The sequence below is a fragment of the Thiobacillus sp. genome (assembly GCF_018780105.1).
Lineage (GTDB): Bacteria > Pseudomonadota > Gammaproteobacteria > Burkholderiales > Thiobacillaceae > Thiobacillus.
The window spans coordinates 1-25,828 of record NZ_JADMKC010000053.1 but is presented as its reverse complement, the minus strand read 5'-3'; the positions used below and the strand labels follow the sequence as shown (position 1 = coordinate 25,828).

General features: G+C 64.2%; 20 protein-coding genes. 6 read left to right on the top strand and 14 right to left on the bottom strand.

Annotated elements, in window-relative coordinates:
- Position 1: 1 nt before the first annotated feature.
- From IV098_RS15385 to IV098_RS15375, 3 genes are all read right to left on the bottom strand, one after another.
- Positions 2 to 1,192, bottom strand: coding sequence for an acetate/propionate family kinase (locus IV098_RS15385; protein ID WP_296890633.1), 1,191 nt, complete (start codon positions 1,190 to 1,192; stop codon positions 2 to 4).
- A 31-nt stretch (positions 1,193 to 1,223) separates the two neighbouring features.
- Positions 1,224 to 2,867 carry a phosphoglucomutase (alpha-D-glucose-1,6-bisphosphate-dependent) gene (gene pgm / locus IV098_RS15380; protein ID WP_296890631.1) on the bottom strand — a complete coding sequence of 548 codons (1,644 nt, stop codon included), beginning with the start codon at positions 2,865 to 2,867 and terminating at the stop codon, positions 1,224 to 1,226.
- 149 nt (positions 2,868 to 3,016) lie between these two features.
- On the bottom strand, positions 3,017 to 5,395 hold the full coding sequence (locus IV098_RS15375; RefSeq protein ID WP_296890629.1) for a phosphoketolase: 2,379 nt from the start codon (positions 5,393 to 5,395) through the stop codon (positions 3,017 to 3,019).
- Positions 5,396 to 5,571: 176 nt separating this feature from the next.
- Here IV098_RS15375 and IV098_RS15370 point away from each other — a divergent pair, with 176 nt between their 5' ends.
- Positions 5,572 to 7,362 (top strand): SulP family inorganic anion transporter, encoded by a 1,791-nt coding sequence (locus IV098_RS15370; RefSeq protein WP_296890627.1) that lies wholly within the window; start codon positions 5,572 to 5,574, stop codon positions 7,360 to 7,362.
- 48 nt (positions 7,363 to 7,410) lie between these two features.
- Here the strand turns inward: IV098_RS15370 and IV098_RS15365 are convergent, their stop codons facing one another.
- Complete coding sequence (locus IV098_RS15365; protein WP_296890625.1) at positions 7,411 to 8,256, bottom strand: energy transducer TonB; 846 nt, start codon at positions 8,254 to 8,256, stop codon at positions 7,411 to 7,413.
- Between the two features lie 335 nt (positions 8,257 to 8,591).
- Here IV098_RS15365 and IV098_RS15360 point away from each other — a divergent pair, with 335 nt between their 5' ends.
- Positions 8,592 to 9,734 carry a PEP-CTERM sorting domain-containing protein gene (locus tag IV098_RS15360; protein ID WP_296890623.1) on the top strand — a complete coding sequence of 381 codons (1,143 nt, stop codon included), beginning with the start codon at positions 8,592 to 8,594 and terminating at the stop codon, positions 9,732 to 9,734.
- 162 nt (positions 9,735 to 9,896) lie between these two features.
- Here IV098_RS15360 and IV098_RS15355 read toward each other — a convergent pair whose 3' ends face one another.
- The 5 genes from IV098_RS15355 to edd all read right to left on the bottom strand — a co-directional run bounded on the left by IV098_RS15355 (position 9,897) and on the right by edd (position 15,880).
- On the bottom strand, positions 9,897 to 10,376 hold the full coding sequence (locus IV098_RS15355; RefSeq protein WP_296890621.1) for a DUF4411 family protein: 480 nt from the start codon (positions 10,374 to 10,376) through the stop codon (positions 9,897 to 9,899).
- The gene (locus IV098_RS15350) at positions 10,363 to 11,511 is read right to left on the bottom strand and encodes an ImmA/IrrE family metallo-endopeptidase (protein ID WP_296890619.1); all 1,149 of its coding nucleotides are present in this window, start codon (positions 11,509 to 11,511) and stop codon (positions 10,363 to 10,365) included. The genes IV098_RS15355 and IV098_RS15350 overlap by 14 nt, the downstream gene beginning before the upstream one ends.
- 120 nt (positions 11,512 to 11,631) lie before the next feature.
- Positions 11,632 to 13,317: a glutamine--tRNA ligase/YqeY domain fusion protein gene (locus IV098_RS15345; RefSeq protein ID WP_296890617.1), complete on the bottom strand. Its 1,686-nt coding sequence runs from the start codon at positions 13,315 to 13,317 to the stop codon at positions 11,632 to 11,634.
- A gap of 96 nt (positions 13,318 to 13,413) precedes the next feature.
- On the bottom strand, positions 13,414 to 14,037 hold the full coding sequence (gene eda, locus IV098_RS15340; RefSeq protein WP_296890615.1) for a bifunctional 4-hydroxy-2-oxoglutarate aldolase/2-dehydro-3-deoxy-phosphogluconate aldolase: 624 nt from the start codon (positions 14,035 to 14,037) through the stop codon (positions 13,414 to 13,416).
- Positions 14,038 to 14,065: 28 nt separating this feature from the next.
- The gene (gene edd / locus IV098_RS15335; RefSeq protein ID WP_296890613.1) at positions 14,066 to 15,880 is read right to left on the bottom strand and encodes a phosphogluconate dehydratase; all 1,815 of its coding nucleotides are present in this window, start codon (positions 15,878 to 15,880) and stop codon (positions 14,066 to 14,068) included.
- Between the two features lie 260 nt (positions 15,881 to 16,140).
- Between edd and IV098_RS15330 the strand changes: the two genes are divergently transcribed.
- The gene (locus tag IV098_RS15330; protein WP_296890611.1) at positions 16,141 to 16,317 is read left to right on the top strand and encodes a hypothetical protein; all 177 of its coding nucleotides are present in this window, start codon (positions 16,141 to 16,143) and stop codon (positions 16,315 to 16,317) included.
- A 13-nt stretch (positions 16,318 to 16,330) separates the two neighbouring features.
- On the opposite strand, the gene mnmA is transcribed toward IV098_RS15330, so the two are convergent.
- From mnmA to IV098_RS15315, 3 genes are read right to left on the bottom strand one after another with little or no spacing between them, the layout of a single operon-like run.
- Positions 16,331 to 17,416 (bottom strand): tRNA 2-thiouridine(34) synthase MnmA, encoded by a 1,086-nt coding sequence (mnmA, locus tag IV098_RS15325; RefSeq protein WP_296890609.1) that lies wholly within the window; start codon positions 17,414 to 17,416, stop codon positions 16,331 to 16,333.
- The gene (locus IV098_RS15320; RefSeq protein WP_296890607.1) at positions 17,413 to 17,862 is read right to left on the bottom strand and encodes an NUDIX hydrolase; all 450 of its coding nucleotides are present in this window, start codon (positions 17,860 to 17,862) and stop codon (positions 17,413 to 17,415) included. Before IV098_RS15320 ends, mnmA begins: the two co-directional genes overlap by 4 nt.
- Entirely contained in the window at positions 17,855 to 18,397 is a 543-nt protein-coding gene (locus tag IV098_RS15315; RefSeq protein ID WP_296890675.1) for a pseudouridine synthase, read from the bottom strand. Before IV098_RS15315 ends, IV098_RS15320 begins: the two co-directional genes overlap by 8 nt.
- A 60-nt stretch (positions 18,398 to 18,457) precedes the next feature.
- On the opposite strand from IV098_RS15315, the gene icd reads away from it, so the two are divergent.
- Positions 18,458 to 19,696 carry an NADP-dependent isocitrate dehydrogenase gene (gene icd, locus IV098_RS15310; protein ID WP_296890605.1) on the top strand — a complete coding sequence of 413 codons (1,239 nt, stop codon included), beginning with the start codon at positions 18,458 to 18,460 and terminating at the stop codon, positions 19,694 to 19,696.
- 17 nt (positions 19,697 to 19,713) lie between these two features.
- Here the strand turns inward: icd and IV098_RS15305 are convergent, their stop codons facing one another.
- On the bottom strand, positions 19,714 to 21,300 hold the full coding sequence (locus tag IV098_RS15305) for a histidine kinase dimerization/phosphoacceptor domain -containing protein (protein ID WP_296890603.1): 1,587 nt from the start codon (positions 21,298 to 21,300) through the stop codon (positions 19,714 to 19,716).
- On the bottom strand, positions 21,297 to 23,807 hold the full coding sequence (locus tag IV098_RS15300; protein WP_296890601.1) for an EAL domain-containing protein: 2,511 nt from the start codon (positions 23,805 to 23,807) through the stop codon (positions 21,297 to 21,299). The genes IV098_RS15305 and IV098_RS15300 overlap by 4 nt, the downstream gene beginning before the upstream one ends.
- A 167-nt stretch (positions 23,808 to 23,974) precedes the next feature.
- On the opposite strand from IV098_RS15300, the gene earP reads away from it, so the two are divergent.
- Both earP and efp read left to right on the top strand, forming a co-directional pair.
- Positions 23,975 to 25,126, top strand: coding sequence for an elongation factor P maturation arginine rhamnosyltransferase EarP (earP, locus tag IV098_RS15295; protein ID WP_367114192.1), 1,152 nt, complete (start codon positions 23,975 to 23,977; stop codon positions 25,124 to 25,126).
- A 138-nt stretch (positions 25,127 to 25,264) separates the two neighbouring features.
- A complete protein-coding gene (gene efp, locus IV098_RS15290) occupies positions 25,265 to 25,825 on the top strand; it encodes an elongation factor P (protein ID WP_296890597.1) in 561 nt (186 codons plus the stop codon).
- The last annotated feature ends 3 nt before the right edge of the window (positions 25,826 to 25,828 follow it).

Sequence of the window (25,828 nt, the reverse complement as noted above, 5' to 3'; positions counted from 1 at the left end):
TTTACTCGCCCTGCACCTGCGTGAGGGCGTGGCGGGCGATCATCAGTTCTTCATTGGTAGGCACCACCCAGGCCGAGGCCGGGCTGTCCGCCGTCGAGATGCAGGCGTCGCCGCGCTGGTTGGCATTGCTATCGAGTGTGATACCGAGCCAGCCGCAGGCAGCCACGATACGCGCGCGGATCGCCGGTGCGTTCTCGCCGATGCCCGCGGTGAATACCAGCGCGTCCAGTCCGCCGAGCACGACGGCCAGCGCACCGATCTCTTTGGCAACGTAATGCACGAAGTAGTCGACTGCGAGCTTGGCGCGCGGCTCGGCACTTTCCTGCAGCAGGCGCATGTCGTTGCTGACGCCGGACAGGCCGAGCAGGCCGGATTGCTTGTACAGCAGCTTTTCCAGCGCCGCGGCCGTCATGCCGCGCTGGCCGACCAGATAGAGCAGCACGCCGGGATCGAGCGCGCCGGGCCGGGTGCCCATCGGGATGCCGTCGAGCGGCGAGAAGCCCATGGTCGAATCCACGCTCTTGCCCGCACGCAGTGCGCACAGGCTGGCGCCGCTGCCGAGGTGCGCGACGATCACGCGGCCCTGTGCAATTGAAGGCGCGACCTGCGGCAGCACCGACGCGATGTATTCGTAGGACAACCCGTGAAAACCGTAGCGCCGCACCCCGGCCTCGTAGTAGTCCCAAGGTAGCGCATACAGATCGGCCAGCTGCGGGTGCGTACGGTGAAACGCGGTATCGAAGCAGGCGACCTGCGGCAGCTCGGGTCGCGTCTCGCGCAGCGCGCGGATCGCTGCCAGATTGTGCGGCTGGTGCAGCGGGGCGAGCGGGGTGAGCTTTTCCAGATCGGCGAACACCGCGTCGTCGACGCGCACCGGCTGGGCGTAGTCGGCGCCGCCGTGCACTACGCGATGGCCGACGGCGAGCAGGGCTTCGCCCGGAAAGTGCGTGCTCAGCCAAAGGCCCGCGAGTGCGATCGCATCTTTCACCTCGCGCACGTCGGTGACCTCCAGTTCGCGTTCGGCCAGCGCCTGGCCCGCGTCGTCCTTCACCTTGAACTGCGGCCGGCTGCCGATGCCGTCGATCTGGCCGCGCACCGCCAGTTGCAGGGAGTCGGCCGTGTCGAGGCGAAACAGCGCGAACTTCAGGCTCGACGAGCCGGCATTGACGACCAGGATGGCGTTGCCGCTCATGCGCCTGCGCCCGGATTGCCGCGCCGCGTCTTCAGCCCGCCGAACTGGCGAACGCCTTGCTCAGGATCGCCTGCGCTTCCTGCTGGATCTGTTGCAGATGGGCGTCGCCGCGGAAGCTTTCGGCATACAGCTTGTAGACCTCCTCGGTGCCCGACGGCCGTGCCGCGAACCAGCCCTGCTCGGTGACCACCTTGAGCCCGCCGATGCCGGCACCGTTGCCGGGCGCGGCGGTGAGCATGGACACGATGGGGTCGCCGGCCAGGGTGCTGGCGTCGATGTTTTGCGGCGACAGTTTCAGCAGCGCCGCTTTCTGCGCCGCCGAGGCAGGGGCGTCGATGCGCGCGTACACCGGCGCGCCGAGTTCGCGCGTGAGGTCGCCGTAATACTCGGCGGGGTCGCGCCCGGTCTTCGCCATGATTTCCACGGCCAGCAGATCCATGATGATGCCGTCCTTGTCGGTGGTCCACACGCTGCCGCCGCGCCGCAGGAAGGACGCGCCCGCGCTTTCCTCGCCGCCGAAACCCATCGAGCCGTCGTGCAGGCCGTCGACGAACCACTTGAAGCCCACCGGCACTTCCACCAGCTTGCGGCCGATCTGCGCGGCGACGCGGTCGATCATGCTACTGCTGACGATGGTCTTGCCGACTGCGGCGTCCGCACGCCAGTCGGGACGGTGGGTGAACAGGTAGTGGATCGAGGCCGCCAGAAAATGGTTGGGGTTCATCAGTCCGGCGCGGGTGACGATGCCGTGGCGGTCGTGGTCGGTGTCGTTGCCGAAGGCGATGTCGAAACGATCCTTGAGCGCAATCAGCTTGGCCATGGCGTAGGGCGACGAGCAGTCCATGCGGATCTTGCCGTCCCAGTCCAGGCTCATGAAGCCGAAGGTCGGATCGACCGTTTTGTTGACGATCTCGATTTCGATGCCGTAGCGTTCGACGATCGGCTGCCAGTAGGCCACACCGGCGCCACCGAGCGGGTCGACGCCGATCTTGAGGCCGGCGCCGCGGATCGCGTCCATGTCGAGCACCGCGCCCAGATCGTCGACGTAGGTGCCGACGTAGTCGTAACCGTGCGCCGCCTTGCGCGCGGCGGCGTAGGCCATGCGCTTCACGTCCTTGAGGCCGTCGGCCAGCAGTGCGTTGGCGCGGTCTTCGACCCAGCGCGTGATGTCGGTGTCGGCCGGGCCGCCGTGCGGCGGGTTGTACTTGAAGCCGCCGTCTTCCGGCGGATTGTGCGAGGGGGTGATGACGATGCCGTCGGCCAGCCCGGTGGTGCGGCTGCGGTTGTAGGTGAGGATGGCGTGCGAGACGGCGGGCGTCGGGGTGTAGCCGTCGTCGCGGTCGACCATGACGGCGACGCCGTTGGCCGCCAGCACTTCCAGCGCGGACACGAAGGCCGGATCGGACAGCGCGTGGGTGTCTTTGCCGATGAAGAGCGGGCCGTCGATGCCGCGGCCTGCGCGGTATTCGCAGATCGCCTGCGAAATCGCCAGCACATGGCCTTCGTTGAAAGTGGTGCGCAGCGACGAGCCGCGGTGGCCGCTGGTGCCGAAACTCACGCGCTGCGCCTTGTCGGCGACGTCGGGTTTGCGTGCGCTGTAGGCATCGCGCAGCGCGCCGATGTCGGCGAGCATGTCCTGGGGAGCGGGTTTGCCTGCGAGGGGATGAAGCGCCATGGGTTCGCCTTAGTCAATCGGTTGAGGTCGGTAGCTGAATTCCGGGTTCTGAATTCTGGATTCGGGTTGCGGCGCCAGCACGGCTTGCGCCAGAGATCGCACCTGCCCATATGATAATTCGGTTGCGCCCGTTGATGTCTGCGCCCCGTTCAATACGGCCACACCCAGTTGGTGATGTCGTCGCTATCGGTGCCGTGTTCGTGCGCGTAGGCGAGATTCAGGATGATCTCGTTCTTCATCCGCTCTTTCAGATGCGCCGCACGCGCGGCCAGCCCCGGCACGCGGTCGATGACGTCGATCACCAGGGTGAAGCGGTCGGTCTGGTTGAGGATCGCCAGTTCCAGCGGCGTGTTGATGTTGCCACGTTCCTTGTAGCCGCGCACGTGCAGGTTCTCGTGGTTCTTGAAGCGGTAGGCGAGCTTGTGGATCAGCCAGGGGTAGCCGTGGAAGTTGAAGATCACCGGCTTGTCGGTGGTGAACAGGCTGTCGAACTCGCGCTCGGTCGAGCCGTGCGGGTGCTCGCTCGCCGGCTGCATCCTGTAGAGGTCGACCACGTTGACGAAGCGCAGCTTCAGCTCGGGCAGGCTCTCGCGCAGGATGGCGGTCGCCGCCAGCGCTTCCTGGGTGGCGACGTCGCCGCACGAGGCCATCACCACGTCGGGCTCGACGCCGGCATCGTTGCTGGCGCGCGCCCAGATGCCGATGCCCTTGGCGCAATGCACCACCGCTTCGTCGATGGTGGTGAACTGCAGGTGCTTCTGCTTGTCGGCGACGATGACGTTGATGCAGTCGGTCGAGCGCAGGCAATGGTCGGCCACCGCCAGCAGCGTGTTGGCGTCGGGCGGCAGGTAGATGCGCGTCACGCTCGGACTCTTGTTGGTGACCAGATCGATGAAGCCGGGATCCTGGTGCGAGAAACCGTTGTGATCCTGGCGCCAGACGGTGGACGACAGCAGGATGTTCTGCGACGCCACCGAGGCGCGCCACGGCACGTGGTTCTTGCTGATGTCCAGCCACTTGGCGTGCTGGTTGAACATCGAGTCGATGACGTGGGCGAAGGCCTCGTAGGTGTGGAAGAAACCGTGGCGGCCGGACAGCAGATAGCCTTCCAGCCAGCCGATCAGCGTGTGCTCGGACAGCATCTCCATCACGCGGCCGTCGCGCGACAGTTCGCCGCCGTCGGCGTCCTCCGGCAGCAGGTCGGCCATCCAGACTTTCTTGCTGACTTCGTACACCGCCTGCAGCCGGTTGGACGCGGTTTCGTCGGGCCCGAACAGGCGGAAGTTGGTCGGGTTGTCGCGCATCACGTCGCGCAGGAACTCGCCCAGCGGCTGGGTGTTTTCGTGCAGCGCCTTGCCGGCCTGCTGCACGTCCACCGCGTAGTTGCGGAAGTCCGGCAGTTTGAGGTCGCGCCGCAGCAGGCCGCCGTTGGTGTGCAGGTTGGCGCTCATGCGCCGCGTGCCGGTGGGCGCGAGCGCGCGCAGTTCGGGCACCAGCCGGCCGTCGGCGTCGAACAACTCCTCTGGCTGGTAGCTCTTCATCCAGTCTTCCAGCAGCTGCAGGTGGGCGGGGTTGCTGCGCACGTCGGAGAACGGCACCTGGTGTGAGCGCCACGAGCCCTCGGCCTTGTGGCCATTGATTTCCTTCGGCCCGGTCCAGCCCTTGGGCGAGCGCAGCACGATCATCGGCCAGCGCGGCCGTTCCGCCACGCCCGAGGCGCGCGCCGCCTGCTGCACCGCGCGGATCTTCGCGATGGCGGTTTCCAGCGTGGCGGCCATCGCCTGGTGCATGGTGTCGGGGTCGTCGCCCTCGACGAAGTAGGGCGTGTAGCCGTAGCCGACGAACAGCGCTTCGAGTTCCGTGTGGCTGATGCGCGCGAGGATGGTCGGGTTGGCGATCTTGTAGCCGTTGAGGTTGAGGATCGGCAGCACCGCGCCGTCGCGGATCGGGTTGATGAACTTGTTGGAATGCCAGGCGGTGGCGAGCGGGCCGGTCTCGGCCTCGCCGTCGCCGACCACGCAGGCGACGATCAGATCGGGGTTGTCGAGACAGGCGCCGTAGGCGTGCGACAGGCTGTAGCCGAGTTCGCCGCCTTCATGGATGGAGCCCGGGGTTTCCGGGGTGACGTGCGAGCCGATGTGGCCGGGGAAGGAAAACTGCTTGAAGAATTTCTGCAGGCCTTCCGCATCCGCGCTCTTGTCCGGATAGACCTCGGAGTAGGTGCCTTCCAGATAGACCGGGCCGAGCACGCCCGGCGCGCCGTGGCCGGGGCCGGCCATGAAGATCACGTCGAGGTCGTCGCGCTTGATCAGGCGGTTGAGGTGGGCCCAGGTGAAGGACAGCGCCGGGCTCGCGCCCCAGTGGCCGAGCAGGCGGTGCTTGACGTGTTCGACCTTGAGCGGCTGCTTGAGCAGCGGGTTGTCGCGCAGGTAGATCATGCCCACCGCGAGGTAATTGCAGGCGCGCCACCAGGCGTGGATGCGCTTGAGTTCGTCGGGGGCGAGCGGGGTGCGGGACGCGGGGTTCATGGGGACTCCTGTGGGTTGGACGCGATCATTCCTGCGCGTATCTTTTATAGCAGGCGTGTGTCAGACAGGTGAACATGCTTTCCGGAGGGTGCGGCTTCATAAACGCGCGCGTGCAGCTTGTTGCAGGCGGATGCCGGGGGTAGTGTTATCGGGTATCCCACCCTCCGGCATGCCCCATGAGCGACTCCACTGCTACGAACCCGGATCCCGAACCCGGCCGCATTCCGCGTCCCGACAGGGAGGCCAGCCAGGCGGGCTGGCTGCGCTGGCTGCCGGGGCTGCAAATCCTGCGCAGCTACGACGCATCCTGGCTGCGGCACGACATTGTTGCCGGGCTGGTGCTGACGACGATGTTGGTGCCGGTCGGCATCGCGTATGCGGTCGCCTCGGGGCTGCCCGGCATCTACGGCCTGTACGCCACCATCGTCCCGCTGCTGGCGTATGCGCTGTTCGGGCCCAGCCGCATTCTGGTGCTGGGTCCGGACTCCGCGCTGGTCGCCGTCATCCTCGCCGTCGTGCTGCAGCAATCCGGCGGCGACCCGATGCGTGCCATCGCCCTGGCCAGCATGATGGCGATCGTGTCCGGGCTGGTGAGCATCGCGGCCGGTCTGGCGCGCCTCGGCTTCATCACCGAACTGCTGTCCAAGCCGATCCGCTATGGCTACATGAACGGTATTGCGCTGACGGTGCTGATCAGCCAGCTGCCCAAGCTGTTCGGCTTTTCGATCGAAGGCAGCGGCCCGCTACGGGACTTGTGGGCCATCGCCACCTCGGTGCACGCGGGCATGGCGAACTGGGCCGCATTCGCGGTCGGCGCCAGCACCCTGGCGGTGATCCTGCTGCTCAAAGGCCACAAGCGCATTCCCGGCATCCTGGTTGCGGTGATCGGCGCGACCGTCGCCGTGGGCGTGCTGGACCTGGGAACGCGCGCGGATGTCGCGATCCTCGGTTCGCTGCCGCAGGGCCTGCCGGCATTTTCCATTCCGTGGATCACCTATGCCGATATCGGCCCCGTCGTGATCGGCGGCTGCGCCGTCGCGCTGGTCGCGTTCGCCGACACCAGCGTGCTGTCGCGCGTCTATGCCGCGCGCACCCGCAGCTACGTTAACCCGAACCAGGAAATGGTCGGGCTCGGCATCGCCAACCTGGCTACCGGGTTTTTCCAGGGCTTTCCGATCAGCAGCAGCTCGTCGCGCACGCCGGTCGCCGAAGCCGCCGGCTCCCGCACCCAACTGACCGGCATCGTCGGCGCGCTCGGCGTGGCCTTGCTGCTGCTGGTCGCGCCCGACCTGCTGCAGAACCTGCCGACCAGCGCACTGGCTGCGGTGGTGATCGCCTCGGCCATCGGCCTGTTCGAATTCGCCGACCTGCGGCGCATCTACCGGATCCAGCGCTGGGAGTTCTGGCTGTCGATCGTCTGCACCGTCGGCGTCGCGGCGCTGGGCGCGATCCCCGGCATCGGCCTGGCGATCCTGATCGCCGTGATCGAATTCCTGTGGGACGGCTGGCGGCCGTATTCGGCCGTGCTGGGCCGCGCCGACGGCATCAAGGGCTACCACGACATCACGCGCTATCCCGACGCCCGGCGGATTCCCGGCCTGGTCCTGTTCCGCTGGGATGCGCCGCTGTTCTTCGCCAACGCAGAATTGTTCCAGGGGCGCGTGCTCGATGCGGTGTCGAACTCGCCCACGCCGGTGCGCTGGCTGGTGGTGTCTGCGGAACCGGTCACCAGCGTGGACGTGACCTCCGCCGACATGCTGGCCGAACTGGACGAAACGCTGCAAGCGGCCGGCATCGAACTCTGCTTCGCCGGCATGAAAGACCCGGTCAAGGACAAGCTCAAGCGCTTCGGCCTGTTTGCGCGGCTGGGCGAAGACATGTTTTTCCCGACCGTGGGCGTGGCCGTCAGCGGCTATCTCAAGCGCTACGACGTGGCGTGGGATGACTGGGAAGATCGCCAGCCCTGAAGTACTCCTGCCGGTGTCTGCCGGGCCATCGGCGTCATTCCCGTGAATTCAGTCGGCCCCGTTCAAATTCGCCGCGCCCCATTCCTTGAACTGGCGCTCCATGTCCTTTTCTTCCGCCTCGATCGAGTCTGGCCCGGCATCGGGGCACTCGGTCTGCGCGGCGGCGCTGCGTGAGGGCGCGGCCTCTTCCGCGCCGGCTTGCTGCACGTTTTGCGGCGTGGAAGCGTTCCACGCGAACGGGTTCTTGAACGATGTCGGGTCCGGCAGGCAGTCGTACTTGTAGATCGGCGGCCAGCCCGACTCGAAGGGCAGAAAGGCGATGGTCTTCTCGAAAACCAGCGGCTTGCCCGTCGGCGTGGGCGGCAGCGGCGGCATGGCGCGAATCGCCTGCAAGGCCAGCTGCTCGGCGATCTCCGAGGTTGACCACAGCACATCGACCTTGGCGAGCGTGCCGTCCGGCGCGATCTCGATGCGGAATCGCACCAGCCCCTGCCGCTCGCCCGCCACCGCCGTTCCCATCATGCTGCGCACCTGCTGGCCCCAGTTGTAGCGGTAGCGCTTGCTGTTCTTCAGCGTGTAGGTCGAAGCGAGCTGCCATTCTTCCGCCGTGGGTGCGGCCGGCGCGGCCATCGTGGCCGGTGTGTTCTCGGGCGCGGGCGGCGAGGGGGCATCCAGCACACGCACGCGTTGCTTTCTTTCCGCCTTGGGCGGCGGAATGGCAGGCGCAAGCGTGAGGGTCACCCGCAAGGGCTCCGGGGCAACCGGAGGCGGCGGCATCCGGGCCGCCCACAGCACCATGCCCGCGTGAACCCCCAGCGACAGCGCAAGGGCCAGAGGCAAGCGGATACGGACTGCGGGCATGGAATCGGGAGGCGTGGCGTTGATCCGGGCCATCTTGGCACGCCGGGGGCGGGGTGGTCACTGGTAACTTAGGGCAGGAGCGTTGCCGTTCGGCTTAGGTCTTGGCTTTGCTGGTCTTGATGCTTGGCTTAGGCTTTGTCGTCCAAGAAATAATCGAGCCTGGAACCTTTAATTCTTCCTGGTTTGTCGAAGAATTTTACAATTTGAACTCTAATTCAAGTTCTCAGTTGCAATAACAGCCGACAGTTCAATGACATATTGGCCGGCTAATACATGCGGTATGTTTCTTGCTGTCATGGCTCGCAGACTGCTTATACAAAAATGCGCAGATCAAAACTAGAAATCGAACAATAAGGGGGAGGTCAACAATGAAACAGGTTGCTCAAGCACTCGGTGTATTTCTCAAATCGTTAATGCTGGCTGCAAGTCTTGCACTCGCCGCTCCAGCAAGCGCTACAGTCTATTCAGTCCTTGATCTTGGTGGTTGTTGCGGATTGGGCAGTACCGCTTATGGCATCAATGAGAATGGGCAAGTAGTGGGTGATACGAACACCGGCACCTACTATTCTATTGCATTTACCACTGGCTCAAATGGGGTAAGCATGATGCCCCTTGGTACCCTGGGGGGTTATCAAAGTCACGCTAGAGACATCAACGCAAGTGGGCAGGTCGTGGGTTGGTCCGGAACTAGCGGTGGCGACAGTCATGCCTTCGTAACAGGCCTGAACGGTTTTGGCATGACTGACCTTGGTACATTGGGCGGGCCAAACAGCTCTGCCGTGGCTATCAATGCGAGCGGGCAGGTGGCAGGGGGCAGTTACATCACGAGTGGCGCATTTCACGCCTTCATCACGGGCCCAAACGGAGTGGATATGACTGATCTTGGTACCCTGGGGGGAACTTCGAGCGGCGCCTATGACATGAATGACAGGGGACAGGTGGTAGGCGTTTCTGCCACGAGTAGCGGCGCCGATCATGCATTCATCACCGGTTTAGATGGAGTCGACATGATTGACCTTGGCACCTTGGGCGGTGTCAGTAGTAACGCGAGGGGAATTAACAAGGATGGGCGGGTGGTGGGTGCTGCCACCACTTCGCAAGGCGCTGCTCACGCCTTTATCACCGGTCCGGATGGAATAGGCATGACCGACTTGGGTATTCTCCCCGGTGGGTGCTGCTTTAGTGACGCTTGGGGCATCAATACGAGCGGGCAAGTAGTCGGATGGGCAACAAGTAGTTCGGGGAGTTATCACGCGTTTGTCACCGGCGCGAATGGGGTAGGGATGACAGACTTGAACGATTTGGCGACGCTGGAGAGCGACTATTTCCAGATCGCATATGGGATCAATGATCAGGGGCAGATCATTGCCGGCGATAGCTCTGGGCGCGCTTATCTACTCTCTCCTGTGCCCGAGCCTAAGGCCTACGCCTTGATATTGGCAGGCTTGGGGCTGGTCGGCTTTGCTGCACGCAAACAAAAAAAACAGGCAAGACTTGGTGTTGGTTTTTGACCACCCCACTCACTTAATCCGCAGAAACTTCGGGGTCAGGTCTTGCAATGACACTTCAAACGATGGGAAACGAAAGAGGATGTTGTAATGCAAGACCTGACCCGGGGGTTTGTGCGGTCGGCTAATGGGTGACCCCTTTGGGTTCGCGTCATTCATTGAAGTTCAACCGAACACTGCGCCGGAACGCTTGAGATAGCCGAGGAAACCGACCCACTTCACGCCGACCGTGTCGAAGTTACAGACTGCGGGGATTTTGTAGTTGTGTCTGAGCTTGGGCAGCTTCGCCTGAAATGCTTCATCCGTTACTAATTCCAGTTGATGCAACTTGGCCGTGGCGATGATGAGCAAATCGTTTTCGTCGACGCCACCGCCATACCGGTCTTCTTCGATTTCCAGCAGTCCCTTGATGCGCAAAGACTCCAACAAGATCGCTTCGGTGACGGGCAGTCTCTCGATGCCGGCTTCGTCGAGCCAGTTCACGCATTCCGGCGCCTTGTGGCCGACTTCCTCGATCGCGACCACCGACATGCTGATCATCCCTTGTGCCACCCGATTCGCCATCCACGCCCAGAGCCCTGGAAATTGTGCGACGGGGTAGTTATCCCACGCATAGAGAATTGAAGACGCATCAAATGCCTGCATAGTGTTGTTCGAGCTTGTGCAGGTCCGTGATCTTCAGGTTGTCCAGGTAGCTGCTCGCCTTGGCCAACGTGATCCGTCGCGAATTCAGAGCGTCTAGCACGACGCGCACGTAACCGTCGCCGAAGATGTGCTTGGGTTCGCGGTTGCGATGTTCCCGGGTGCCGCCTTCTTTCTCAGGGGGGTGGAACTTCGCGTTCCATTGCCGGTAGGCCGCATATGCCGCCGGGGGCAGGCGGCCTGTGTCTAGCAGGCGGCGCAGGATCACTTCGCCGCTCACACCCCAGGCCTTGCGTTGCGGTTTCAGCCAGTCGTCGAACGCTGCCACCTCGACGGGGCGCTGATTGTCGCGAATATCTACGAGGAAGGCATCGGGCACTAGCAGATGCCCGGCGAAGGCGTTCGCCTCGCGTTCTTCGCCTTCCTGCGAATGCATATCGCTGTCGTCGTCGATCGAACTGGCGCGGTGCAATAGCAGGTGCCCAAGCTCGTGCATGAGCGTGAAGCTCTGGCGCGTGTCGGCGTCCTGTTTTTTCACCACAATGACCGGGCATTCTGGGTCGTAGAGCGAAAAACCGAGGATCGGGCTTTCCTTCGCGATCTGCCACTTGCCCGCATAACCGTTGCTGCGGAAGACCAGCATGCCGTGTGCCTCGATGGCTTGTCGGTAGCTGTCGAAGTCGTTGCGTTTGTCTAGGCACAGCCACTCCCGGACGTGGGCGGCTGCATCCGGAATGCGCAGGCCCGCTAGGTCTGGCGCTTCGAAGCGTGTCATGTCCGCCGGATCGAGTTCGTCGCGCAGGGCGAGGAAGATCGCGCGCTGACGCTCCACCCGCTCGATCAAAAGTTTCAAGCGGGGCGACAATTCGGGTTTCTGGTTACTGAGAGTGCGGAACTGCGGGCTGTGAACCTTGGCCTCGTCGACCGGCCCCGGTTCCAGAAAGAACAGCGTGCCGCGGCCAAAGAACTCGGCAAGCTTGCGCAACTGGTTAAACGTCAGCCCCAATGTGCCCGCCATGACCTTGTCGAAACTGGCGGGCGCAATATCGATTTCCTGCGCGAGTTCGTCCAGCGTTATGCCGCGCTCAGCACAACACCAGTCGATTCGGGCGAGGTTGATCGAAAGTATGCGTTCCACAGCTTGATTATATCGGCGAGCTGTTGCTTCCCGTTGATTGATCGTAGGGTTTCAGACAAATCAGGAACTCGATGACATACATATAGTCTGCGATCACGCATCCTGGTTCATATTCAAGTCTTACTTCTCCGCCTTCACCCACGAATCCTTCAACGTCACCGTCCGGTTGAACACCGGCGCGCCCGGCTTGGTATCGACGCGATCCGCAACAAAATAACCGTGGCGCTCGAACTGGAAGGACTGCTCGGGCGCGGTGTCCTTCAGCGCCGGCTCCAACTGCGCGCGGATCACTTTCACTGAATCGGCGTTGAGGTCCAGCAGGAAATCGCCGCTTTCACCGCCCGGCTGCGCGGTGCTGAACAGGCGGTCGTACAGGCGCACTTCGGTCTCAATGGCGTGCGCGGCGCTCACCCAGTGGATGTTGCCCTTGACCTTGACCGAGTCGGAACCGGGGGTGCCGGACTTGGTGTCGGGCAGGTAGTCGCAGTGGACGGCGGTGATGGTGCCGTTGGCGTCCTTGTCGCAGCCGGTGCATTGGACGACGTAGCCGTAGCGTAGCCGCACGGAGTTGCCGGGGAATAGCCTGAAGTAACCTTTGGACGGGGTTTCCATGAAGTCTTCGCGCTCGATCCACAGTTCTTTCGAGAACGGCACGGCGCGCTTGCCCAGATCGGGCTGCTGCGGGTGGTTGGGGGCGAAGCACTCTTCCGACTGGCCGTCCGGATAGTTGTCGATGATGAGCTTGACGGGGTCGAGCACGGCGATGCGGCGCAGGGCGGAGTCATTCAAGACATCGCGCTGGCAGGCTTCGAAGACGCTGTAGTCGATCCAGCCGTCTGACTTGGAGACGCCGATCTGGTCGGTGAAGCGGCGGAAGCCTTCTGCCGTGTAGCCGCGGCGGCGCGCGCCGACGAGCGTGGGCAGGCGCGGGTCGTCCCATCCGCTGACGTGATTTTCGTCGACCAGCTGGATCAGCTTGCGCTTGGAGAGCACGACGTAGGTGAGGTTGAGTCGCGCGAATTCGATCTGCTGCGGCAGCGGGCGGGGGAAGAAATTGCCGTCGGCGAGCTTGTCGAGCAGCCAGTCGTAGAACGGGCGCTGGTCTTCGAATTCCAGGGTACAGATCGAGTGTGTGATGTGCTCGATCGCGTCCTCGATCGGGTGGGCGTAGGTGTACATCGGGTAGATGCACCAGGTGTCGCCGGTGTTGTGGTGGTGCGCGCGCTTGATGCGGTAGATCGCCGGGTCGCGCAGGTTGATGTTGGGCGAAGCCATGTCGATTTTGGCGCGCAGCACATGGGCGCCGTCGGGGAACGCGCCGGCGCGCATTTTGCGGAACAGGTCGAGGTTTTCTTCGATGCTGCGGCTGCGGTGCGGGCTGTCCTTGCCTGGCTCGGTCAGCGTGCCGCGATAGGCGCGCATTTCGTCGGCGGTCAGCGAATCGACGTACGCGTTGCCCGAGCTGATCAGGTATTCGGCGCAGGCGTACATGGTGTCGAAGTAGTTCGACGCGAAGTAGAGGTGCGTGCCCCAGTCGAAGCCCAGCCACGTCACCGATTCGGTGATGGCGTCGACGTATTCCTGGCTTTCCTTTTCCGGGTTGGTGTCGTCGAAGCGCAGGTGGCAGACGCCGCCGTAGTCGCGCGCCAGGCCGAAGTTCAGAAAGATCGACTTGGCGTGGCCGAGGTGCAGATAGCCGTTGGGCTCGGGCGGAAAGCGCGTTTCGACGCGGCCGCCCCATTTGCCGGCGGCGTTCTGCTCGTCGATGAGGTTGCGGATGAAGTTGGATGCAGGGGTGTCGGACATGTACGGGGAAATCGGCAGGTGGGCACGCGGACAGTCGGCGCGCAAGCCGCGATTTTACCGCCAAGCGCGGCCTGCGCGCACGCGGGGAGGGGCCGCTCAGCTGCGCAGGGCGGCGGTCTCGCGGGCGAGGCGGGTGATGCGGGCCCAGTCGCCGCTGGCCATGGCGTCCTGCGGCGACAGCCAGGAGCCGCCGCACACGCGCACATTGGGCAGCGCGAGGTACTGGCCGGCGTTGTCGGGGGTGAGGCCGCCGGTGGGACAGAAGGCGACATCGGGGAAGGGGCCGGCCAGCGCTTTCAGCAGCGGGATGCCGCCCGCCGCGCTGGCGGGGAAGAACTTGAGGAAATCGTAGCCGTCGGCCTGGGCGGTCATCAGCTCGCTGGCGGTGGCCACGCCGGGCAGCAGCGGCAGCGCCAGCTCGCGGCAGGCGGCGCCGAGGGCGGCGGTGTAGCCCGGGCTCACCGCGAAGGCGCAGCCGGCGTCGCGCGCGGCCCGGGCGTCCGCCGCGCTGCGCACCGTGCCGGCGCCGAGGATGGCGTCGGGCACGCTGCGCGCGATGGCTTCCATGCAGGCCAGCGCAACCGGCGTGCGCAGGGTGACTTCGAGCACCTTGACGCCGCCGGCGAGCAGCGCTTCGGCCAGCGGCACGGCGTCGGCCACGCGCTGCAGGACGATGACGGGAATGACGGGGCCGTGGTCGGCCAGGCTCAGCGGATTCATGAACAATTCTCGATCAGTGGAAACAGGATCATAACCAGGTACAGGCGCCTTCTTCGGCGCAGGTGACGTTGCGGCGCATGCCGCCGAACAGTTCGCGCCCCAGGCCGAAGGCGTTGTCGAGGCTTTGCTCGGGCGGCAGCGGCGCGGCTTCGCGGGCATCCCAGACCGCGGCATCGACCAGGGCTTCCAGGGTGCCGGCGACGGCGTCGAGGCGCAGCAGGTCGCCGTCGCGCACTTTGGCGAGCGGCCCGCCGGCGCTGGCTTCGGGGCTGACGTGGATGGCGGCGGGCACCTTGCCGGAGGCGCCGCTCATGCGGCCGTCGGTCACCAGCGCCACCTTGAAGCCTTTGCCCTGCAGCACCGACATCGGCGGCGTGAGCTTGTGCAGTTCGGGCATGCCGTTGGCGCTGGGGCCCTGGAAGCGCACCACGGCGATGAAGTCGCCGCTGAGTTCGCCGGCCGCATAGCTGTCGAGCAGCGCTTCCTGGCTGTCGAACACGCGCGCCGGCGCTTCGATCACGTGGCGGTCGTCCGGCACGGCGGAAATCTTGATGACTGCGCGGCCGAGGTTGCCGGTGAGCAGCTTGAGCCCGCCGCTGGCCGAAAACGGTTCGTCGGCCGGGCGGATGATGGCGGGGTCGCCGCTGGCCTGCGGCAGATCGTGCCAGACCAGGTGTTCGTTCTCGATCGCGGGCACGCGGGTGTAGGCGCGCAGGCCCTCGGCGTTCGCCGTGCCGACGTCGGCATGCAGATAGCCGGCGTCGAGCAGTTCGCGCAGTACGCGGCCGGGGCCGCCGGCGGCCTGGAACTGGTTGACGTCGGCGCTGCCGTTTGGATAGACGCGCGCCAGCAGCGGCACCGCGGCGGACAGGTCGGCAAAGTCGGTCCAGTCGATCTGGATGCCGGCGGCGCGCGCCACCGCCACCCAGTGGATGAGGTGATTGGTGGAACCGCCGGTGGCGAGCAGGGCGACCATGGCGTTGACGATCACCTTTTCGTCGACCAGTTTGCCGATCGGCAGGTTGCGGCCGCGCGGCATCATCGCCAGCAGGCTGCGCACGCTTTCACGGGTGAGCGCTTCGCGCAGTTCGTCGTAGGGATGGACGAACGCCGCGCCCGGCACATGCAGGCCCATGGCTTCGAGCAGCATCTGGTTGCTGTTGGCAGTGCCGTAGAAGGTGCAGGTGCCGGGACCGTGGTAGGCGGCGCTTTCGGCAATCATCAGTTCCTCGCGGCCGACCAGCCCCTGGGTGTAGAGCTCGCGCATCTTGCCCTTGGCCTGGTTGGACAGCCCGCTGCCCATCGGCCCGGCCGGCACGAACACGCAGGGCAGGTGGCCGAAATGCAGCGCGCCGATCAAGAGGCCGGGCACGATCTTGTCGCACACGCCTAGCATCAGGGCGCCGTCGAAGACGTCGTGCGACAGCCCGATGGCGGTGGCCATGGCGATGGTGTCGCGCGAGAACAGCGACAGCTCCATGCCCGGCTGGCCTTGCGTGACGCCGTCGCACATGGCCGGCACACCGCCCGCCACCTGCAGCGTGGCGCCCTGGTGGTGCGCCTCGTGCCGCAGCAGGGCCGGGTAGCTTTCGTAGGGCTGGTGCGCGGAAAGCATGTCGTTGTAGGCGGTGATCAGCCCGATGTGCGGCGAGCGTTCTTCGACCACGCGAATCTTGTCGGTGCCGGGCAGCGCGGCAAACGCGTGCGCGACGTTGGCGCAGCCCATGCGGTCGCTGCCGCGCGGGCGCTGGGCCAGTTTGTCGATGCGGCTGAGATAGGCCGCGCGGCGGGACGCGCTGCGGGCGACGATGCGTGCGGTGACTTCGGCGACTGCGGCTTTCATGGCGTGCCTCGCTTCGGCGAACGCATGACAGGGGAAAATGAGCCGAGAAATGGCATGAAGAACACTCCAGTCGAATCAGGTTTCAGGCCCCCGACGGTTGCAGGACGGGGTGCCGCTGCTTGGGCACAAGCAGGTTCTGTGCCGAGTTTACGCCGCTTGTCCGTGCCTCTGTTACGCAGGCATGACACGTGTTTTGGACGTGCTATTGGCAACAAGCGGGAGGCAGGATGACATTCCAGACGGCGACACAGGATGCATCGATGGGCGATTCCGTCCGCATGGACGGGCGCGCCGGCGAGACCGGCCCGCAGGCCAGGCAGCTGGCCAAGGACGACCGCAATCTGCACCATATCTGGAAGCCGCTGCTCCATGAAGTGGCAGCCGGCGCGCTCGGCATGAGCAGCAAACCGGTGCAAAGCCACGTCAAGCTGCACTGAATCGCGGGTCAGCTTAGTCCGGGCTGTCGATGATGCCGCCGCCCAGGCAGCGCTCGCCGTCGTACAGCACCACAGACTGTCCTGGCGTGACTGCCCATTGCGGTGCGTCGAACACCAGTTCCAGCGTGTCGTCGTACAGCGTGGTGATGCGGCAGGCGGCGTCGGTCTGGCGGTAGCGGGTCTTGGCGGTGTAGGCGCGTTCGGGGTCGGGCGCTTCGCCACTTATCCAGCTGAGTTGGTTGGCGCTGAGGCTGCTGCGTTTCAGCAGCGGATGTTCGTGCCCTTGCACCACGATCAGGGTATTGCTGGCCATGTCCTTGGCGGCGACGAACCAGGGATCGTCGTTGCCGTCCTTTTGCCCGCCGATGCCCAGGCCCTGGCGCTGGCCCAGCGTGTAATACATCAGGCCCTGATGCTGGCCGACGACGCGGCCTTCGGGGGTGCGCATGTCGCCGGGGTCGCGCGGCAGGTAGCGTTCGAGGAATTCGCGGAAGTTGCGCTCGCCGATGAAACAGATGCCGGTGCTGTCTTTCTTGGCGGCGTTGGGCAGGCCGATGCGCGCAGCGATTTCCCGCACCTCGGGTTTGGGCAGGTGCGCCAGCGGAAACAGGGCGGGCGCAAGCTGGCCGGGCGCGAGGCGATACAGGAAATAACTTTGGTCCTTGTTGCTGTCGAACGCGCGCAGCAGGGTGGCGCGGCCAGCTTCATCCATGCCCTTGCCGACGTAGTGGCCGGTGGCGATGAATTCGGCGCCGCGCGCGATGGCGTCTTCGAGGAAGGCCTTGAACTTGATTTCGGCGTTGCACAGCACGTCCGGATTGGGAGTGCGCCCGGCCTGGTATTCGGCGAGGAAGTAGCTGAACACGCGTTCCTTGTATTCCTTGGCGAAGTTGACCGCCTCGACCTCGATGCCGAGCACGTCGGCCACCGCCAGCACGTCGAGAAAGTCCTGGCGCGCGGTGCACTGCTCGGTATTGTCGTCGTCGTCCCAGTTCTTCATGAACACGCCGAGCACGTCGTAGCCTTGCTGCTTGAGCAGATAGGCGGCGACGGCGGAATCGACGCCGCCCGAGAGGCCGACCACAACGCGCGTGCTCATGCGTGCATCACGAAGTCGAGCGGGAAGCGGTGTCCGGCCAGCGCATCGTGCACGCAGCGCATCACCAGCGGACTGCGGGGCGGAATGCGGCTGGCGGCAAGTTCCTGCGGCGTCAGCCAGACGGCGCGCACGATGCCGGTGTCGAGACTGCGGTCGGGGTCGAAACCGACCGCCTCGCACAGGTAGGCGAAGCGTAGATAGGTGATGTCGCGCCGCTCGTAGTAGGTGGTGTAAGCGCCCAGCAGCGCCTGCGGTTCGACGTGATGCGCGGTTTCCTCCAGCGCCTCGCGGCGCACCGCCTCGATCAGCGTTTCGCCGCGCTCCCAGTGGCCGGCAGGCTGGTTGAGGCGCAGGCCCTCGGCGGTTTCTTCTTCCACCAGCAGAAACTTGCCGTCGCGCTCGACCATGGCGGCAACGACGACGTGGGGTGACCAGATGTCAGACATGCAATTCTTTCCATTCTCCGGGTTGCAACTCGCCCAGCGTCCATTCGCCGACCGCGGCGCGGATCAGCCGCAGGGTGGGGAAGCCGATTTTGGCGGTCATCCGGCGCACCTGGCGATTCTTGCCTTCGCTGATGACCAGTTCGATCCAGCGGGTCGGGATGGCTGCGCGAAAACGGATCGGCGGATTGCGCGGCCACAGGCCGGCGGGTTCGTCGATGACGCGTGCGGCTGCCGGCCGGGTGACGAAGTCGCCGAGATCGACGCCCTGGCGCAGCGTGGTCAGCGCGGCTTCGTCGGGGATGCCTTCGACTTGCGCCCAGTAGGTTTTGGGCAGTTTGTGCCTGGGGTCGGCGATGCGGCTCTGCAGTGCGCCGTCATCGGTTAAAATCAGCACGCCTTCGCTGTCCGCATCCAGGCGTCCGGCTGCGTACACACCCGGCAGCGCGAGGTAATCCGATAAACCCTGCCAGCGGCCTTCGGCTGTGAACTGGCTCAGAACGCCGTAGGGTTTGTTGAACACAATAAGACGCGACACTTCGGTGGGGGGCAAAGTCCCAATTTTACCCATTTAAGGGAACAACGTTTCGAGACCTTCATGAGCACACATATCCAGATCCCCGCCGCAGGCCAAAAAATCACCGTCAACGCCGACAACAGTCTGAACGTGCCGGACATGCCCATCATTCCCTTCATCGAGGGCGACGGCACCGGCGTCGACATCACCCCGGCGATGCGCCGCGTGGTCGATGCCGCCGTCGCCAGGGCCTACGCAGGCAAGAAGCAGATCGCCTGGATGGAAGTGTATGCCGGCGAAAAAGCGGTCAAGGTTTACGGCGACGACCAGTGGCTGCCGGAAGAAACCGTGCAGGCGGTGAAGGACTACGTGATTTCGATCAAGGGTCCGCTCACCACGCCGACCTCCGGCGGCATTCGCTCGCTCAACGTGGCGCTGCGCCAGATGCTCGATTTGTACGTGTGCCTGCGTCCGGTGCGTTACTACACCGGCGTGCCGAGCCCGGTGAAGGCGCCGGAAAAAGTCGACATGGTGATCTTCCGCGAGAACACCGAAGACATCTATGCCGGCGTCGAATGGGAAGTGGGCACCGACGCGGTCAAGAAAGTCATCGCCTTCCTGCAGAACGAAATGGGCGTCAGCAAAATCCGCTTCCCCGAATCGTCGGCCATCGGCATCAAGCCGGTGTCGGTCGAAGGCTCCGAGCGCCTGATCCGCAAGGCCATTCAATACGCGATCGACAACAACCGCCGTTCCGTGACCCTGGTGCACAAGGGCAACATCATGAAGTTCACCGAGGGGGGCTTCAAGAAGTGGGGCTACGAACTCGCCGCGCGCGAATTCGGCGGCCGCCTGATCGGCGAAGGCCCGTGGATGGAACTGCCGAACGGCGTCATCATCAAAGACGTGATTGCCGATGCCTTCCTGCAGCAGATCCTGCTGCGCCCGGACGAATACGACGTGGTCGCCACGCTCAACCTCAACGGCGACTACATCTCCGACGCGCTGGCGGCGGAAGTTGGCGGCATCGGCATTGCGCCCGGCGCCAACTTGTCCGACACCGTGGCGATGTTCGAGGCGACCCACGGCACCGCCCCCAAATATGCGGGCAAGGATTACGTCAATCCGGGTTCGCTGATCCTGTCGGCCGAGATGATGTTGCGTCACCTCGGCTGGCTCGAAGCCGCCGACCTCATCGTCGCCAGCATGGAAAAAGCCATCGCGTCGAAACAGGTGACCTACGACTTCGCGCGCCTGATGGAGGGCGCGACCGAGGTGAAGTGCTCGGCGTTTGCCGAGGTGATGGTCGCCAACATGTAGGTGCGGTGCGGCGGCAGCTAGCCGCCGGGCCGGAAGCGCAGCTCGAAGCGCGTCCCGGTGTTGCGCACGATGCGCAGTTCGGCGCCGATCTGTTCGGTCAGCAGGGGAACCAGCTGCAGACCGAGCGAGCGGGTCTGGCCGATTTCCACTTCGGCTGGCAGGCCGATACCGTCATCGCTTACAACGAGCAGTGCCAGTCCGTCATCTCCCGGCGCATGCAGTTCCACCTTCAGTGTTCCGCTTCTGCCGTCTGGAAAAGCGTGCTTGCAGGCGTTGCTCAACAGTTCGTTGACCAGCAAACCGCATGGAACTGCGCGTTGCAAGTCGAGCTGGAGCGGGACCAGATCGAGCATGAATGTGACTTGTAGCGCATTCGTACTGTTCTGCGCGTGCTGGACCAGTTGCCGCAGGTAATCGTCCAGACTGACCCGTGCAAAATCCTTGTGTTCGTATAGCAACTGGTGCAACAGCGCCATGCTCTGGACGCGCGCCTGGCTGTCGGCCAGAGCGCTACGGGCCGCGGCATCCTGCAGCGTATCGGCCTGCAGGCGCAGCAGGCTGACGATGACCTGCAGATTGTTTTTGACGCGGTGGTGGATTTCCTGCAGCAGCACGGTTTTTTCGGCGAGTCCCTGCTCGATTTCCAGGCGGGCGCTGATGTCGCGGACGATAGCGATGGTGCGTTGCGCGTGGCCGCCCTGGATGGGGCTGAGCACCACATCGATCGGGAACTCGCTGCCGTCGGCGCGGCGACCGGAGAGCGCCAGCCCGCTGCCCATCGCGCGTGCGTGCGGCTCGGCAGCGAAGGCCGCGCGATGCGCCGGGTGCGCGGCGCGGTAGCGTTCGGGCAGGAGGATTTCGATGCGCTGGCCGAGCAGCGCCGAGCGCGTGTAGCCGAACAGGCTTTCGACGCGCGGGCTGGCCTCGACGATTTGTCCGGCATTGTCGACAACCAGGATCGCGTCGGGGCCGTCTTCGAATATCGAACGCAGCAGCGCGTTGCTGGCCAGCAGGGCCTGGTTGTCGGTGCGCGTCCGGGCTTCGGCCGGCTTGATCCAGACGCCGCCGCGTCCCGCCGCCAGCAATCCTGCTGCCAGCAGCAGCAGTCCGAGCATCGTATGAAGGGCGGATGTGCCAAAGCCGGGAATGCTATAGAAAACCTCGACGTTGATGGCGTAGCCCGCCAGACCCAATCCGGCGACAGCGATCGCCAAGGTGTACGCCATCCGGCTGCGCGGCAGCGAATGCGCGGCGTTGCGGCTGATCAGCAGGCTGCCAGCGGCCAGCCCGAAACCCAAGCTGGTCGTCAGATCGAAGCCGGGCGTCATGCCGGTGACGTGTACGAATGCGGTCGCGAGCGCCAATGTCAGCAAGCCGCCGGCGCAGACCGTACCGGCATCCCGCAGGGGACCGGGCGGTCGTCCCAGCAGTGCCAATGCCGAGCCGCCCAGTACGAATCCGAGCGCGGCATTCACCTTCATGCTGATGAGGCCGGGTAGCATTGTTTTCAGCGTTCCATGATCCCAGCCCCATCCGACCAGCATGAGCACGCCCAAACCCGTGACGAGCGCTGCGCACAGCGCCTGCAGCGCACGGGCGTTCAAGCGGGCGAGCGCTCAAACAGCGCGCCCCATGGCACTTGTCGACCCAGTAGCGCGGGAATGGCGTCGGCGGGCAGCGCATGCTCAAACAGATAGCCCTGACCCTCGTTGCAATTCATGCCTTGCAGCATCGCTAGTTGCGCGGCGGTCTCGATGCCTTCGGCAATGAGAGAAAGGCGCAGGCTGTGGGCGAGTGCGCATATGGCTTCGGTAATGGCGATGTCGTCGGGATCAGCGGGCAAATCGCGGACGAAGGATTGGTCGATCTTGAGGCGGTCGATTGGCAGGTGTTTCAACATGCTGAGCGACGAATAACCCGAACCAAAATCGTCGATGGCAATCTGCACCCCCAGCGCCTTGATTCTTTCGAGCATCCCGGGCTCGATACCGATCAGGCTGGTTTCGGTAATTTCGATTTCGAGCTGGTGTGCGGGCAAGCCGCTCGCCGTGAGTGCTGCGCGCACCGTCTCGTCGAAGTCTCTTTGCGCTAACTGCAGTCGCGAGGCGTTGACTGCCAGCCGCCCGCTCCAGCCGCTGCGCTGCCAGGCGGCAGCATCACGGCACGTCTGTTCCAGTACCCAGCGGCCGATGGGAACGATCAGGCCGATTTCCTCGGCAACTGGAATGAATCTGTTCGGTTCAATCGTGGCGGCGTCAGGTGGGTTCCAGCGCAGCAAGGCCTCGACCCCGGTCAGGCGGCCATCGGCCAGCGCCACCTGCGGTTGATAATGCATCGCGAACTCATTGTCCGCGAGCCCGACGCGCGCGACCGCACGCCGCAAACCCTGTTCCAGAGTCAGCCGTTTGGCCGCATGCGTGCTCATTTCGGAGGCATACAGGCAAAAGCGGTTGCGCCCTTGCGCTTTGGCCTGGTACATCGCCGTATCGGCGGCCTTGATGAGCGACATCGTATCGCTTCCGTCATCCGGATACAGGCTCAGCCCCACACTGGCCGAGATGCTCACGCGCTCACCAGCCAGTTCGAGCGGCTGACTCAGTGCATTGAGCTGGATTTGCGCGATGCGTGCGCAATCCTCGGATGATTTGACGCTTTCAAGCAACAGGACGAATTCGTCGCCGCCCAGCCGGGCCAGGGTGTCGGAACGGCGCAGGTTTTTGTTCAGACGTTCCGCCACTGTCTGCAACAGCAGATCGCCGCTGGCATGGCCAAGACTGTCGTTGATCGTTTTGAAGTCGTCGAGGTCGAAAAACAGCAGCGCGAAGCGCTCGCCAAGCCGTTGCGCTCGCTCCAGCGCCTGCTTCAGACGGTCTTGAAACAGCAGACGGTTGGGCAGGCCGGTCAGCGGATCGTGATGTGCAAGATGATGCAGTTCCGCTTCGGCTTCCTGCAACGCGGTGATGTCGGCGAAGGCCACGATGTAATGCGCGAGCGAGCCATCCGGGTCGTTCACCAGGCAGAGGTTTTCCCAGGCTGGAAATATTTCGCCTGTCTTGCGCTGAAAGTGGATTTCACCCTGCCACTGCTGAGCGGGCGCATGTTCCAGCGCGGGGTAAAACTCGTCGCTGTGCCGGCGTCGTGCGTGGAGCAGGATTTCGGCATCCTGGCCGATGGCTTCGGCGGCGGTGTAGCCGGTCAGGGTGGTGAAAGCGGGGTTGACCGAGATGATGATGTGCGCAGCATCCATGATGAAAATGCCCTCGGCGGTGGCTTCGAGGACGGCAGCTGCGCGGCGCAACTGCATTTCGATCCGGCATTGTTCGGAAACGTCTTTCAGCACCCCGATCAGCCGTGTGGGCGATGAAGGCGCCGCTTTGTAGGCACGGGCGTGGGATTCAACCCAGGCGACGGCGCCGTCGTCGCGCACGATGCGGAACACCAGATCGAGTACTTCGTTGCTGGTCTTCATGCGCTCCAGCGCGGCTTGCAATTTGCTTTGATCGTCCGGATACACGCGTGCCAGAAAAGTATCGCAGGATTCGGTAAATGCTTCGGGCGGGGCGCCAAGGATGGCGATGAGATGGCCGCCGATGCTCAACTGGTTATGCTCGCTATCCCATTCCCAGATGCCGAGCTGGCCGGCGTCCAGAGCCAGCCGCTGGCGTTCTTCGCTGCGTTCGAGTTGTAGTTCAGAATCGCGGCGCGCCAGCGCGATCCGGATCGCGGCGTTCAGTTCCGCAGTCTGGCAGGGCTTCAGCAAATAGCCGTAGGGCAATGTCGCCTTTGCGCGTTCAAGGGTTTCCGTGTCGGCATAGGCGGTGAGGAAAATTACAGGAATCCGCGTTTCAGCATACAGCGTCTGCGCTGCCGCGATGCCATCGATTTCACCCTCGATGCGGATGTCCATCAGCACGACATCGGGCTGTTCGGCGACCGCCAGCGCCAGTGCCTGCTGCGCATTCGCCGCGGAGCCGACCACGCTATATCCGAGCTGGTTCAGGCGTTGCCTGAGATCGAGCGCGATGATGCGCTCGTCTTCCACAATTAAAATCGAGATCGGCCGAGCAGCGGCCGGTTCCGTTTTGTCTGAAGCCATCACGGACTGGGTCATCACGTTTTCCCTTGGGGGAGCGCTCCATATTAGGAACAAACCGCCATCCGGGCTAGGGTGAATTCGCGCATGTGTTGGTGTGTGCTTGGCCCCAAAATCCCTACAAAAACAGTGGTTTTTGCCCGTCTCACCCTGGACCTTGCACTTCCTGCGGTAGGATGCGGCCGATGCGCACCTGGGATATTTTCTGCAAGGTTATCGATAACTACGGGGATATCGGCGTCAGCTGGCGGCTGGCGCGCAGTCTGGCGCACGAGCAGGGCGCCCGGGTGCGTCTGTGGGTCGACGACCTGGCGGCGTTTCAGCGGATCCGCCCGGAGATCCAGCCCGATCGCGCGCAGCAGCTGTGCGAGGAGGTGACTGTCTGCGTCTGGCGGCAGGAAGCGGTGTTCGGGGAGCCGGCCGAAGCGGTGATCGAGGCCTTCGGTTGCACGCTGCCCGACGTTTATGTGGCGGCCATGGCCGCGCGCATGCCGCCGCCGGTGTGGATCAATCTCGAATATCTGAGCGCGGAGTCCTGGGTGGGCGCGCATCACGGCCTGCCTTCGCCGCACCCGCAGCTGCCGCTGACCAAGTACTTTTTCTTTCCCGGCTATACGCGCCAAACCGGCGGCCTGCTGCGCGAGCGCGATCTGCTTGCGCGCCGCTCGGCATTTGTCCAGCTCGAAATCGAGGCTTACTGGCGCGCGCTTGGCCTGGCCGCGCCAGTTCCCGGCGAATGGCGGATTTCGCTGTTTGCGTACGAGAACCCGGCGCTGGCGGAACTGCTCGACGCCTGGCGCAGCGGCGCCGATCCCGTCACGCTGCTGGTGCCGGAGGGCCGCATCCTGCCGCAACTGGCGAAATGGCTGGGTTTGAGCGCGCTGCAGGCAGGCGATGTCATCCGGCGCGACGCGCTGCAGGTGATGGTGCTGCCGTTTGCCAGCCAGGACGACTACGACCGCCTGCTGTGGGCGTGCGACCTCAATTTCGTGCGGGGCGAGGATTCCTGCGTGCGGGCGCAGTGGGCCGCGCGGCCGCTGGTGTGGCAGGCGTATCCGCAGGCGGAAAGCGTGCATCACGACAAGCTCGAAGCCTTGCTGGCCCTATACACGGAGGGCCTGGAGCCGCTTGCGGCACAGGCGGTGCGGGATGCCTGGCGGTGCTGGAACGGGGTACCTGGCGCGCCGGACATGGCGGCGTGCTGGGCCGGATGGCGGGCGCAGCGGGACGTGCTGGGCGCTCACGCGGCAGTTTGGCAGGCACGGCTGGCCGATCAGCCGGGGCTGGTCGAGACGCTGGTGGAATTTGTCGAAAACAAGCGGCCACAGGCCGTTTGAGCACGCGGCTGGGGCAGGACTGGCGCGCGTTCGTTTTTCTGGACTTTATCGTGCCGAATCAATACAATGCCGCGTTTTCCCAACCCCTTGGCGTTGTTGCGCAGTACACAGCGCCTTTAGTCGCAGGACAAGACACCCATGAAAACCGCAATGGAACTCCGCGCCGGCAACGTCGTGATGGTCGGCAAAGACCCGATGGTCGTGCAGAAAGCCGAATTTTCGAAATCCGGCCGCAACGCTTCTGTCGTCAAGATGAAGATGAAAAACCTCTTGAACGGGTCCGGTGCTGAAAACGTCTACCGGGCCGACGACAAGTTCGAAATGGTCATGCTCGACCGCAAGGAATGCACCTATTCCTACTTCGCTGACCCGCTGTATGTGTTCATGGATAGCGAATACAACCAGTACGAAGTCGAAGGCGAAAACCTCGGCGACGCGTTGAACTACCTCGACGATGGCATGCCGGTCGAAGTGGTGTTCTACGACGGCAAGGCGATCTCGGTCGACATGCCCACCACCGTGATCCGCGAAGTCGAATACACCGAACCTGCCGTGCGCGGCGACACCTCCGGCAAGGTGATGAAGCCTGCCCGTATCAAGCCTACCGGCTTCGAGCTGCCCGTCGCGGCCTTCGTCGACATCGGCGACATGATCGAGATCGACACCCGCACCAACGAATTCAAGCGCCGCGCAAACTGAGCG

Coding starts and splice junctions, on each gene's coding strand:
- IV098_RS15345 (WP_296890617.1), bottom strand. CDS start 13,317: ATGTCCGACACCCCTGCATCCAACTTCATCCGCAACCTCATCGACGAG.
- IV098_RS15385 (WP_296890633.1), bottom strand. CDS start 1,192: ATGAGCGGCAACGCCATCCTGGTCGTCAATGCCGGCTCGTCGAGCCTG.
- IV098_RS15370 (WP_296890627.1), top strand. CDS start 5,572: ATGAGCGACTCCACTGCTACGAACCCGGATCCCGAACCCGGCCGCATT.
- IV098_RS15360 (WP_296890623.1), top strand. CDS start 8,592: ATGAAACAGGTTGCTCAAGCACTCGGTGTATTTCTCAAATCGTTAATG.
- mnmA (WP_296890609.1), bottom strand. CDS start 17,416: ATGAGCACGCGCGTTGTGGTCGGCCTCTCGGGCGGCGTCGATTCCGCC.
- IV098_RS15355 (WP_296890621.1), bottom strand. CDS start 10,376: ATGCAGGCATTTGATGCGTCTTCAATTCTCTATGCGTGGGATAACTAC.
- IV098_RS15320 (WP_296890607.1), bottom strand. CDS start 17,862: ATGTCTGACATCTGGTCACCCCACGTCGTCGTTGCCGCCATGGTCGAG.
- IV098_RS15330 (WP_296890611.1), top strand. CDS start 16,141: ATGGGCGATTCCGTCCGCATGGACGGGCGCGCCGGCGAGACCGGCCCG.
- edd (WP_296890613.1), bottom strand. CDS start 15,880: ATGAAAGCCGCAGTCGCCGAAGTCACCGCACGCATCGTCGCCCGCAGC.
- icd (WP_296890605.1), top strand. CDS start 18,458: ATGAGCACACATATCCAGATCCCCGCCGCAGGCCAAAAAATCACCGTC.
- pgm (WP_296890631.1), bottom strand. CDS start 2,867: ATGGCGCTTCATCCCCTCGCAGGCAAACCCGCTCCCCAGGACATGCTC.
- eda (WP_296890615.1), bottom strand. CDS start 14,037: ATGAATCCGCTGAGCCTGGCCGACCACGGCCCCGTCATTCCCGTCATC.
- IV098_RS15375 (WP_296890629.1), bottom strand. CDS start 5,395: ATGAACCCCGCGTCCCGCACCCCGCTCGCCCCCGACGAACTCAAGCGC.
- IV098_RS15365 (WP_296890625.1), bottom strand. CDS start 8,256: ATGGCCCGGATCAACGCCACGCCTCCCGATTCCATGCCCGCAGTCCGT.
- earP (WP_367114192.1), top strand. CDS start 23,975: ATGCGCACCTGGGATATTTTCTGCAAGGTTATCGATAACTACGGGGAT.
- efp (WP_296890597.1), top strand. CDS start 25,265: ATGAAAACCGCAATGGAACTCCGCGCCGGCAACGTCGTGATGGTCGGC.
- IV098_RS15300 (WP_296890601.1), bottom strand. CDS start 23,807: ATGACCCAGTCCGTGATGGCTTCAGACAAAACGGAACCGGCCGCTGCT.